The organism is Aeromonas sp. ASNIH2 (genome assembly GCF_002934795.1).
GTDB lineage: Bacteria > Pseudomonadota > Gammaproteobacteria > Enterobacterales > Aeromonadaceae > Aeromonas > Aeromonas caviae.
Genome location: NZ_CP026406.1, coordinates 4,791,748 through 4,801,408, shown reverse-complemented (window position 1 = coordinate 4,801,408; position 9,661 = coordinate 4,791,748). Strand labels below are relative to the sequence as shown.

14 protein-coding genes are annotated in these 9,661 nt (G+C 61.0%); 2 read left to right on the top strand and 12 right to left on the bottom strand.

Translation table 11 applies throughout. The annotated features are described in order from the left end of the window. Nucleotides 1-17: 17 nt before the first annotated feature. Together C3F36_RS22860 and C3F36_RS23500 are read right to left on the bottom strand one after the other, a co-directional pair. Nucleotides 18-815 carry a trypsin-like peptidase domain-containing protein gene (locus C3F36_RS22860; protein ID WP_104455972.1) on the bottom strand — a complete coding sequence of 266 codons (798 nt, stop codon included), beginning with the start codon at nt 813-815 and terminating at the stop codon, nt 18-20. Nucleotide 816: 1 nt separating this feature from the next. Then, entirely contained in the window at nt 817-1,056 is a 240-nt protein-coding gene (locus C3F36_RS23500) for a hypothetical protein (protein ID WP_158656184.1), read from the bottom strand. Between the two features lie 184 nt (nt 1,057-1,240). On the opposite strand from C3F36_RS23500, the gene umuD reads away from it, so the two are divergent. Both umuD and umuC read left to right on the top strand, forming a co-directional pair. Continuing rightward, nucleotides 1,241-1,663, top strand: coding sequence for a translesion error-prone DNA polymerase V autoproteolytic subunit (umuD, locus tag C3F36_RS22855; RefSeq protein ID WP_104455971.1), 423 nt, complete (start codon nt 1,241-1,243; stop codon nt 1,661-1,663). Then, on the top strand, nt 1,660-2,940 hold the full coding sequence (gene umuC, locus C3F36_RS22850) for a translesion error-prone DNA polymerase V subunit UmuC (protein ID WP_104455970.1): 1,281 nt from the start codon (nt 1,660-1,662) through the stop codon (nt 2,938-2,940). Before umuD ends, umuC begins: the two co-directional genes overlap by 4 nt. A gap of 6 nt (nt 2,941-2,946) precedes the next feature. On the opposite strand, the gene C3F36_RS22845 is transcribed toward umuC, so the two are convergent. The 10 genes from C3F36_RS22845 to C3F36_RS22800 all read right to left on the bottom strand — a co-directional run bounded on the left by C3F36_RS22845 (nt 2,947) and on the right by C3F36_RS22800 (nt 9,639). Beyond that, nucleotides 2,947-3,141, bottom strand: coding sequence for a DUF3283 family protein (locus tag C3F36_RS22845; RefSeq protein ID WP_233759689.1), 195 nt, complete (start codon nt 3,139-3,141; stop codon nt 2,947-2,949). Nucleotides 3,142-3,267: 126 nt separating this feature from the next. Beyond that, nucleotides 3,268-3,564 (bottom strand): hypothetical protein, encoded by a 297-nt coding sequence (locus C3F36_RS22840; protein ID WP_104455969.1) that lies wholly within the window; start codon nt 3,562-3,564, stop codon nt 3,268-3,270. Then, entirely contained in the window at nt 3,561-3,911 is a 351-nt protein-coding gene (locus tag C3F36_RS22835) for a hypothetical protein (RefSeq protein WP_104455968.1), read from the bottom strand. Before C3F36_RS22835 ends, C3F36_RS22840 begins: the two co-directional genes overlap by 4 nt. Next, complete coding sequence (locus C3F36_RS22830) at nt 3,908-4,099, bottom strand: hypothetical protein (protein ID WP_104455967.1); 192 nt, start codon at nt 4,097-4,099, stop codon at nt 3,908-3,910. The genes C3F36_RS22835 and C3F36_RS22830 overlap by 4 nt, the downstream gene beginning before the upstream one ends. Continuing rightward, entirely contained in the window at nt 4,096-4,668 is a 573-nt protein-coding gene (locus C3F36_RS22825) for an SAM-dependent methyltransferase (protein ID WP_233759688.1), read from the bottom strand. Before C3F36_RS22825 ends, C3F36_RS22830 begins: the two co-directional genes overlap by 4 nt. Nucleotides 4,669-4,678: 10 nt before the next feature. After that, the gene (locus C3F36_RS22820; protein ID WP_104455966.1) at nt 4,679-7,114 is read right to left on the bottom strand and encodes a replication endonuclease; all 2,436 of its coding nucleotides are present in this window, start codon (nt 7,112-7,114) and stop codon (nt 4,679-4,681) included. Then, a complete protein-coding gene (locus tag C3F36_RS22815) occupies nt 7,111-8,682 on the bottom strand; it encodes a DNA cytosine methyltransferase (RefSeq protein ID WP_104455965.1) in 1,572 nt (523 codons plus the stop codon). The genes C3F36_RS22820 and C3F36_RS22815 overlap by 4 nt, the downstream gene beginning before the upstream one ends. Then, entirely contained in the window at nt 8,679-9,119 is a 441-nt protein-coding gene (locus tag C3F36_RS22810) for a hypothetical protein (RefSeq protein ID WP_233759687.1), read from the bottom strand. Before C3F36_RS22810 ends, C3F36_RS22815 begins: the two co-directional genes overlap by 4 nt. Beyond that, nucleotides 9,119-9,325 (bottom strand): hypothetical protein, encoded by a 207-nt coding sequence (locus C3F36_RS22805; RefSeq protein ID WP_048209128.1) that lies wholly within the window; start codon nt 9,323-9,325, stop codon nt 9,119-9,121. The genes C3F36_RS22810 and C3F36_RS22805 overlap by 1 nt, the downstream gene beginning before the upstream one ends. Then, a complete protein-coding gene (locus tag C3F36_RS22800; protein ID WP_104455964.1) occupies nt 9,322-9,639 on the bottom strand; it encodes a hypothetical protein in 318 nt (105 codons plus the stop codon). Before C3F36_RS22800 ends, C3F36_RS22805 begins: the two co-directional genes overlap by 4 nt. Between the last annotated feature and the right edge of the window lie 22 nt (nt 9,640-9,661).

Here is a 9,661-nt window from a genome sequence, read left to right as displayed (position 1 = left end):
CTTTAATTTAAGTGCGATTAATATTTGAATGGTAATAAAGGTATTTTAATAGAGTCTATAAGTTCTTTGATTGCTGTTGCTTTCCAAACCATCCCTAGGTCTGACTCACCATTTATTCTTCCACTGTATATTCCTAGAAGAATTGTGAACGTTTTTCCGATATTGACTCTTCCACCGCCTACAGGGATTCCATTGTCGTCATTAAATATGACAGCTGAACCACTTTGACCTTGTCTAGTTCTGCAATCGACTAAAAACATTGGAAGTTCATTATAATCAATGCCCATTTCAGAGGCGATAAACCCGGTAGCCCATACAGCTAAGGAACCGCCGGCCTGAACACCAAAAGGAAATCCAACAACACTAACTTGATGCCCAGGACGCAAGCTGATGTTTGCTTTAATGCCTGTGGCATTCCCCATGCCGTTCAAGCTATATGGATTTATAATTACATTGTCGAGGTTTTTTAGTTTCAAAGCGATGAAGTCTGCTTTTGAGCCTAAAACCGGGTGCTCGTACCACAAAGAGTTTCCATCATGATCAAGAATAGGTTCTTCTCTCGCTTCCCAACGAAGGAGGTCATTTTTACCAGCCTTGACGTTATGCCATATTTCAATTTTGTTTGGTATCCCACCTGTCTTTGATAGAAGCGCCCCTGTATCTTGGTTTCTCCCCGTGACATTGTGCCTGTTTGTGATTAGATACCTATTCCCCTCATTTTCAACAACAAAAGCAGTTCCAGTCGACAGCTCTTGATCGTTAAAGAACATTCGTATCAATAGTGATTGGTATGATGGTGGTTGTATTTCGCTCATTTCATTCACTCCAATGTTCTTCAACCACTACGTTTCCAGCGAGATCAGTTTGGCGAATGCTCTGTCTGTTGTTGAGGCCGTTCAGAGTGATTTCGTCAGTGTGAACAACCTTGCCGACAACCTGACCATCAGCACTGACAACCGAGTATGTGTAGACATCGGTTTGGCCCATTGAACCTCTTGTACGAGAACTTTCGTGTTTCAGTGTTTCACCTGGCTGCAGTTTTACTCGATTTTCCATACATCCTTCTGTTTATTGCGTGTGACAAATAAGCTATGAATCATAGCGTTTGAACTTGGCCTACAGATTGATCCCTTTCACAATGATGGAGGATGAGGTGAAGCCGGAGCCAAACGCCGAACGGTGATCCTCTCTGGGCTGCTTGCTATACTGTGTTTTTATACAGTCAGTCGAGATTGCCAGCATGTTTGCTCAACCCACTCCCGATGCTCCCTTGTTGGAGCTGCCCCTGTTCCTCTCCCCGGTGGCCTGCGGCTTTCCGTCGCCGGCGCAGGACTACACCGAGCAGACCATCGACCTCAATCAGCTGTGCGTGGCGCACCCGGCGGCCACCTACTTTGTGCGGGCAGCCGGTGACAGCATGGTCGACCACGGGATCCGCGATGGCGACCTGTTGGTCGTCGATCGCAGCCGCAAGGCGCGCCACGGTAGCGTGGTGGTCGCCGCGGTGGATGGCGAGTTCACGGTGAAGAAACTGCAGCTTGAGCCCACCGTCGCCTTGCTCCCTGGCAACCGGGCCTATCGCCCCATCCATTTCAACGATGGGCAGGAGCTGGAAATCTTCGGGGTAGTGGCCTTTGTCGTGCACCAGGTGGATAACCCATGAACAAGCGCTGCGCCGTTGCCCTGGTCGACGTAAACAACTTCTACGCCAGTTGCGAGCGGCTGTTTCGCCCCGACTTGAAGGGGCGGCCCATCGTGGTGCTCTCCAACAACGATGGCTGTGTGGTGGCCCGCTCGGCAGAGGCCAAGGCGCTCGGCGTCAAGATGGGGGTGCCTTACTTCCAGATCCGTCAATTTTTCGAGGCCATGGGCGGGGTCTGGTTCTCCAGCAACTACGCCCTCTATGGTGATATGTCGAACCGGGTGATGACCATTCTGGAGGGGATGGCCCCGGCGGTGGAGGTCTACAGCATCGACGAGGCCTTTATCGAACTGAGCGAGTCCTGGGCGGGCGACCTGGTGGCCTATGGCCGCCACGTTCGTGAGCGGGTGCAGCAGTGGACCGGGCTGGTCGTAGGGGTAGGCATCGGCCCCACCAAGACCCTCGCCAAGCTCGCCAACTACGCCGCCAAGAAGTGGCCCGCCACGGGCGGTGTAGTGGATCTGCGGGATGAAGCGCGGCGCGCCCGGCTCATGGCGATCACTCCGGTGGACGAGATATGGGGCATTGGCAGGCGGCTCACCGCCAAGCTGGAGGCCCAGGGCATCAAGACCGTGGCCGACCTGGTCGCTGCCGACCCCAAGGCGCTGCGGCGCCGCTATGGCGTGGTGGTCGAGCGCACGGTGCAGGAGCTGCGGGGGATCCCATGCGCCGAGCTGGAGCAAGAGGCCCAGGCCAAGCAGCAGATCATCTGCTCGCGCTCTTTCGGCGAGCGCATCACTCAGATAGGCCCCATGCACCAGGCGCTGGCCGGTTACATGGAGCGGGCCGCCGAGAAGCTGCGGGGGGAGGGGATGTGCTGCCGGCATGTGACCCTGTTCATTCGCACCAGCCCGTTCAGCGACCGGGAGCCCTATTACGGCAACCAGGTGAGCACCAAGCTGGCGATGCCCACCCATGACACCCGGGCGCTGCTGGCTCTGATCCCGGAGCTGCTACCCCGCATCTGGCGCGACGAGCAGCGATACCAGAAAGGGGGCGTCATGCTGGCCGACTTCACCCCCGCCAGCATGCAGCAGGGCGACCTGTTCGCCGCACAGCAACAATCCCCGCGCAGCGAGGCGCTGATGCAGGTCATCGACAAGATCAACCAGGGGCGGCTGGGGAAGGTCTACTTCGCGGCTCGCGGTCGGGACACCCGGGAGTGGATGATGAAGCGAGAGCAGTTAAGCCCCCGCTATACCACCGCGCTCGGCGAGCTGCCGGTGGTGAAGGCATAGCTCGGCTTAGGGTCTGGCGCGATACTTGGCCAGCGCTTTGGTGAAGGCATCCAGCTCATGATCCTTGAAGGCACTGCTATCCAGCTCGGCGGTGGCCAGCTTGCCATTGCGTTCCTTCCACACCGCATAGGCTGCGGCCTTGTCTACCTCTATCAGCGCCTTCTCTGCTGGAGGCAGGTTGCACAGGTTAAAGCTCATCATGTTCCCCTCTTGTTGTGCCGCGATGGTAATTGATGAAACGTGTCCGGTCACGCCTTCGTGACCGGACACGTTTTGAGATTTCACATCAGTTTACAGCGCCAAGGTTTTATCGCCTTGGGTTTGCCATCAGGCCGCCTCGCCCTTGAAGGCGCCAACGCAGCCGCCCGGGAGCTTTTGGCCGCAGTGCAGGCAGGTCTGCTTGGCAAGCTCCACCTGTTGCTGCTGCCACCGTTCCCAGTCACGGCGCAGCAGGGTGCTGATGTACTCGTCGGCGCTGTAGGGTTCACCGGATCCGGCTCTGGCACGGCGCAGGGTTTCCAGCTGATCGCGCTCGCGGGTAGAGAGCGCCACCTCCACCCGCTTGATGCCCATGGCTGCCTGGCGCATGCGCTGGGCCTGTTTGCGCTCTTTCGCCTCCTTCATACAGCTCCCCTTCTGGCAAACGCCCCCTGTCGCGCCCGGGTGGCCTTCCATACCTGCTTGGGGGCTGGGCCGACAGGCAGCACCCGCTTTGCCTTCTTGGGTAGGGTGATAGTGTCCAGCTCGCCCTGGTAGAAGGGGAACCAAGCATCCCTAAACCGGATGACCCGCTCTATGCGGTCGAGCAGCAGATCGCAGAGATGGCGGTCGGCTGCCGGCAGGCTGTCGAGTTCGTGGGTAATGGCGGCACGACCCGCCGATCCCGGCGGGTGTTGCTGGAGGATGGGCCAGAGCCGCTGACAGAGCGGCAGCAGGCGCTCGACGTCGGCGCGTTTGATGGTGTCAATCATGAGCTTGGCCCCTCGTACTTGTTCCGTATCCGCTTGGCTATCTGCTCCAGCTTTTCGGCCATGTACCACATGTCGTTGTTGTCCTTGCGAGACACGACCTTGCAGCGATGAACGTTCCGGCCGATCAGGATATTGGCGGCCAGCAGTACCAGCCATGCTTCGAAATGGCGGCGAATCAAGTCTTTCATGCCTGGCCCCCAATCACTTCTTGCAACCCTGGTTTCATGAACACCAGCCAATGGGTCATGCCGGAGCGCCCAGATACCTGACCGAATAGTGGCTTGTGCGGAGTCAAAGCCAGCACCTCGCTGACTTTTACTTGTGTTTCGTTCCACTTGAACACCAGGACGCCCTCTGGCTCCAGAACCCGGAAGCACTCGGCAAAGCCAGCGCACAGGTCTGAGCGCCAATCGTCTGACAGCTTGCCGTACTTGGCAGCCAGCCAGCTTTTGGGGCCAGCACGTTCAAGGTGCGGCGGGTCGAAGGCAACCAGCTTGAATACACCATCAGCAAACGGCATGTTGCGAAAATCCATCAGGCAATCCGGTTCGATGCGCAAGGTGCGGGTGCCGTCCTCCCGGTGCGTTCTGTCCGTGACAGTCAAAGTCTCGCGCCGCTTGTCGGCAAAGATGGCGAGCGGATTCTGTTTGTCGAACCACATCATCCGACTGCCACAGCAGGCATCCAGCACCGGCTTACCTACCGTCTCCACTGCGGTGGCCACCGCCTGTTCTTGCAACTTCAAAGTTCCATTCATCGCAATTTCCTCATTCCACGCCCAGGCGCGCCCGCGCCTTGGCAATCTCCGCCTGATGGCGCTTGTTGTCTGCTTTCAGCCAGTCGACGCGGGCCTGCTCCTGTTCGGTGGGCTGGTAACTGGCCCGGTCCTCTTCGTCATCCAGCAGGCGGGTGAAGATGGCGATCGCCTCTTCGGCCTGCGCCAGCGGCAGGGCGGCCAGCCATTCGGTGATGTTGCCGCCGGAGTGCATCAGCTCGCGGGCCTGCTGTTTCAGCGTGTCGCTGCGGGCGGCCCGGTTGCTGGCCTGCTCTGCCTCGACCTCGGCGGTCAGCTGGTCGGCCACGGCATCGCCAGCACCCGGCCAGTGGCGGGTCACAATCAGCCGATCGCCGACCAGTCGCACATATTGGCCGTCGGCGTGGATGATGCTGCCGTGCAGCAGCAGGGCGGCGTTGCTTTCATCAAGACCCATTCGGCCCAGCTCTTTAGCCAGAGCGGATCCTTTCACCCCCGATTTGGATCCTTGCGTACAGTTATTGACAGAACTCCGAGGGGGGCGGCTGCCGCCGCCTGAGGGCAACTCGCTGCGCTCGCCCACTGCATGCTCGCGCTGCTCGCCCACTGCATGCTCGCGCTGCTCGCCCACTGCATGCTCGCGCTGCTCGCCCAAACCCGACCCGTTGACCCCCTTGCGCACTATCTGCCAGCCCTCGGTGCGGGTGACGGCGGTGGTCATGCCGATGTCGGTGATCACCCCCATCAGGCGCAGCACATCCTCGCCATACTTGTTGGCGGCTTCATCGAGGCGCTTGGAGAGGCGGATCAGGTGTTCTTTGCGGGGAAGGTCAATGCCGCCCATGGCGTCGATAAAGTCGCCCCAGCGGTTGTTGTCGGCGGCGGTGCGGGCGGCTTCCAGAATGCAATCCCACTCGATCACCTCGTCACCCAGTCGGCGCAGCTCGCGCCACACGCTCACAGCAGGGCCGCCTATCTGCTGAAACTGGCGGATACGCCAGCAGCTCGCCCAGGCCGCGACCGCGATGGTGGTGTGGTCGACCGGGGCCTCTGCCTCGTAGTCCATCCCGACCTTGTGGCCGTCGATGTTCTTGGCGATGTACTTGGCGATGTAGCCGGTGGCGCTGCCCTTGGTTGGGTCGATCTCCTTCCAATTCACCCGTGGGTTGATGGCCTTGACCACCGCCGGGCTGCTCACATCGAGCAGCCACTTGATGCGCGGCATCTTGTTGCGGATTTTCATCTCGGCCAGCGCATCGAGCTGGTCGCCGTTGGGCATCTTGAGCTCGGCCCGTTCGGTGGCGGTGAAGTGGTAGGCAAGCAGGGTCAGAAAGTCGCGTTGATGCTCGGGGTTGATAAACAGCAGGCAATGCCAGTGCGGGGTGCCATCGTGGTGCGGTTCCACAACCCGAAAACCGAAGGCCATGATCCCCTCGCGGGCCAGTGCCGCCCGAAAGCGCGCCCACTGCTTGCACAGCAAGCGGTTAGTCTCGGTCGGGCAGGCGCCGTTGAACTTCTCGTTCTGGTAGGTCTTCGCCTTGTCTTTGTTGCCCTGGCGCCAGGCGTGATAGCTGGAGGGGGCGGTCAGTGTGAGGAACAGGCCCAGTTTGCCCTGCTCCTGTGCCATGTCTTCAAAGCCCCGCATGCGCACCATCAGCTCATGACGGCGGATCTCGGGGTTGGCGACCGAGCCCATCACCGCATCGACCAGGTCAATCTCTTGCCCCAGCTCTTCGTTGACGGCGCTCATGCCAGCCATCCAGGCTTGCTGGGCTGCTTTACGCTGGGTGAACTCACGCACGGCGTGCGCACTGGCGTAGGGGCTGACCCCCTTGCGCACCTGGCCGGTGAGGATGGCAATCAGCTCGCAGTAGATAGCCCAGGCGCGGTTGATCTTGCGCAGCCACCACGACTCGTCGAGCAGGCGCACCAGCAAGCTGGCGGCGGCCCCTTCGAACTTGTCCACCTCGTCGGCCAGATCGTCCCGCTCGGCCTGGCTCAGAGGGCGACCCAGCAGGCGCTCCACCTTGGTGCGCGGGTGAATGGGGAGGGGCGGGCAGAAGTGCCACGCCTTGGCCTGGGCCCCGATATCGGCCAGCAGCTCCGTGGCGGTGCGCTCATGGCCCGCCGCCGCCAGCAGTTGCTGGCAGCGACGGGCCCACTCGGCGGCAACCAACTCGCGGCGCACATCGTTGCGAAGATCAATCACCGGTACCGGAAACCGGCTCTGTGCGGCGGCGCAGGCGTCGACCATGCGGCGCAGCCAGATGTTGGCGGTCTTGGGGTTGGCCGGGTAGCGGCGCAGGAAGGTCGCGGCCAGCGGCTTGGCAACGTGCCACTCAATGCGGGCGAGTTGTTCGGCCGCCCCGGCCATGTTGATGGCATGGTGCCCGACCAGGTAGTGCTGGGGCAACTGTATCCCGTGTAGGTTGGTGATGGCGTCGTTCATGCCGCCACCTCCTGCGCATCGGCACACATCTCTGGCAGGTTGGCGCGAACCAGAGCGGCAGCCAGTGGTGGGCACACGGCATTGCCGCAGCGAGCCACCTGCGCAGTTTTGGTGAACTTCTTGCCGGTGGCGTCGTGGTCGATCACGTAGTCGCCCGGGAACCCCTGCGCTGCGAACAGCTCATGGGGCTCCAGCATGCGCATCCCGATATCGACGATCTGGTAATCCTCACCACGCACAGTGACCAGACCGAACCGGTGCTTAGTGGTGACAGTCTGGAGCGGCTCGTCAGCAGCATGGCCGATGTTGGTGCCGTAATACTTGAGCAGGAAAGCCCGAACCTCGCCGATATGCAGTCCGCCAGCGGTGACAGTGGGCATGGGCTCAGTGACCGGCTGACCGTGCTGGCAGGTGCCGCGCAGTTTCACCAGGTGGCTGGTTACCAGCGAATTGTGGTCAACCGTGGTCACGGTCGGCAGCGGCTGGGTCAGCTCCGCACCCACGACGCCGGTGTAATGCTTCGCAAGGAAAGCGGACACCAGAGCGAAGTGACCACCTTTCACCTGAGCGCAGATGGTACGCAGGGGCTCATCAGCCGGCATGTTGCGCTGATGGCTGGCGTTGGCGTGCTCGGTTATGAAAGGGGCAAGTTTCGGGATGCAAATAGCCCCTTGTGATCCCTGAGCTGTAACAGTCCAAAGTGGCTGGTCTATCCCACGGACGCGGGGTTGCTGCCCCTCACGTTCGCCATTCCGAGTGTTCACGATGAACGGCTCGGCCGCATTGATGACGAACCGCTCCAACCCCTTAGCAATCCGGCGCAGGGTATTTTCAGCCAGTGGCCGCTTGCGTTCGAATATGGAGGGGCACGGGATCGACCAGTCGATGATGTCCGCAGCAGTAGGCCACGGCAGCAACTTCCCGGCTTTCACCTCAGCACTGGCGGGATCGCCATGGGTCGGTTTGGGCCACACGATGGGGGCGCCATCCCGGCGAGCGATCAGGAACAGGCGCTTGCGGATGGTGGGGGTGCCGTAGTCGCAGGCACGCAGCTCCCGCCACTCCACCTTGTAGCCCTGGCGGCGCAGAGCGTTGATGAAGCTGTTGAAGGTGCGGCCCTTTTTTGCAGGGTCAGGGCGAGCGTTGCCCTCCGAGTCGATCAGCAGCGGGCCCCAGGTTTGAAACTCCTCGACGTTCTCAAGCATGATCACCCGGGGGCGTACCGTGGCGGCCCAGCGCAGAGTGACCCACGCCAAGCCCCGGATCTTCTTGCTGACCGGGGTCGAGCCCTTGGCCTTGGAGAAATGCTTGCAATCAGGTGACAGCCAGACGAGCCCGACTGGGCGGCCAGCCACGACGTCTCGCGGCACGATATCCCACACCGATTCGCAATAGTGCTCGGTGTCAGGGTGGTTGACGGTGTGCATGGAGATCGCATCGGGGTCGTGGTTGATGGCGATCTCCGGGCTGCGACCCAGCGCCATCTCGATCCCGGTAGACGCCCCACCGCCACCGGCGAAGTTGTCCACGACGATTTCATTGAAGAGGCTGAAATTCTGTTCTCTCATTTGCACACCCCGCACTTTTCGTTCACATACTCGTTGGGTTGCAGGTACCGGCCGCAGTCGCTGCAGGTCGGTACCATGTCCAGGGTGGCGAGCCGATCAGACCAGCAGGTGGACTCGCAGAAAAACAGGCTGGTGAGCCGGTTGCCGCCCAGGATGACCGGGCGCACATGGCCGAACTCGCCGCAGCAACTGCAGCGCATCGAGGGGCGGGCGTTGGCCGGGACGGTCTTCACCACGGTTTCACTGGCGGCGCGGGCCAGCGGCCAGCAGGTATCGACGCAGTAGGGGTAAGAGCGGCGACCGTGTCGGCCAGCTACCGGCAGACAAACAGCCATCTGGCGGCACTTGGTGCAGGGCTCAAGCGTCACGATATGGCTGTTTACAGGGCGCACGACGCCCAAAGCCGGGGCAAGCCCGGCTGGTTTTTGGTGAGTCATTAGATGGCGCCTCCGTTGTATGACTGGCGCAGACGGGCGGCAGATTGGTGCTCGCAGCGGCGGGCCGCGCGCACCATGCCCAGCAGGGTTTTGATATAACGGTGGGGGCGGCAGGGACGGCGACGGGCATCCAGTAACTCGAGTTGGTATTCCCGGCGGCGCGCGGCGTCGCTCAACATGGCATCGAGCCAGAAGTCGTGGATCATCTGATGGTCTCCCCCAATCCGTGGAGTGGCTCGCACTCGGCCCACCACTCGGCGATCTCTGTGGCCAGCGCGACTTCACCGCCACCCAACGCCAGCCAATACACGGCGCGGATGGCGCCCAGGGCCAGCAGCTCCCGGGCGATGTTGCGGTTTCGGCGGGCATCACTGCCCGAGGTGTTGAACTCCTCCTGCGCTGCTTCCCAGTGCTTGGTCAGTGGGCTGACGGGTGCCGGCGGCTGCATATGGGCGGGGCCAGATTCGGCGCCACCCAGCTCGTCGACCGGCTGCTCCAGTTCAAACAGGTCATCACGCATGTCGGCCCCCTTTGGTGTTCAG

Bases quoted from the DNA above. Each gene is read 5' to 3' on its own strand.
- C3F36_RS22840 (WP_104455969.1), bottom strand. From the start codon at position 3,564: ATGAAGGAGGCGAAAGAGCGCAAACAGGCCCAGCGCATGCGCCAGGCA.
- C3F36_RS22805 (WP_048209128.1), bottom strand. From the start codon at position 9,325: ATGATCCACGACTTCTGGCTCGATGCCATGTTGAGCGACGCCGCGCGC.
- C3F36_RS22800 (WP_104455964.1), bottom strand. From the start codon at position 9,639: ATGCGTGATGACCTGTTTGAACTGGAGCAGCCGGTCGACGAGCTGGGT.
- C3F36_RS22860 (WP_104455972.1), bottom strand. From the start codon at position 815: ATGAGCGAAATACAACCACCATCATACCAATCACTATTGATACGAATG.
- C3F36_RS22845 (WP_233759689.1), bottom strand. From the start codon at position 3,141: ATGATGAGCTTTAACCTGTGCAACCTGCCTCCAGCAGAGAAGGCGCTG.
- C3F36_RS22825 (WP_233759688.1), bottom strand. From the start codon at position 4,668: ATGAATGGAACTTTGAAGTTGCAAGAACAGGCGGTGGCCACCGCAGTG.
- C3F36_RS22815 (WP_104455965.1), bottom strand. From the start codon at position 8,682: ATGAGAGAACAGAATTTCAGCCTCTTCAATGAAATCGTCGTGGACAAC.
- C3F36_RS22820 (WP_104455966.1), bottom strand. From the start codon at position 7,114: ATGAACGACGCCATCACCAACCTACACGGGATACAGTTGCCCCAGCAC.
- C3F36_RS22830 (WP_104455967.1), bottom strand. From the start codon at position 4,099: ATGAAAGACTTGATTCGCCGCCATTTCGAAGCATGGCTGGTACTGCTG.
- umuD (WP_104455971.1), top strand. From the start codon at position 1,241: ATGTTTGCTCAACCCACTCCCGATGCTCCCTTGTTGGAGCTGCCCCTG.
- umuC (WP_104455970.1), top strand. From the start codon at position 1,660: ATGAACAAGCGCTGCGCCGTTGCCCTGGTCGACGTAAACAACTTCTAC.
- C3F36_RS22835 (WP_104455968.1), bottom strand. From the start codon at position 3,911: ATGATTGACACCATCAAACGCGCCGACGTCGAGCGCCTGCTGCCGCTC.
- C3F36_RS23500 (WP_158656184.1), bottom strand. From the start codon at position 1,056: ATGGAAAATCGAGTAAAACTGCAGCCAGGTGAAACACTGAAACACGAA.
- C3F36_RS22810 (WP_233759687.1), bottom strand. From the start codon at position 9,119: ATGACTCACCAAAAACCAGCCGGGCTTGCCCCGGCTTTGGGCGTCGTG.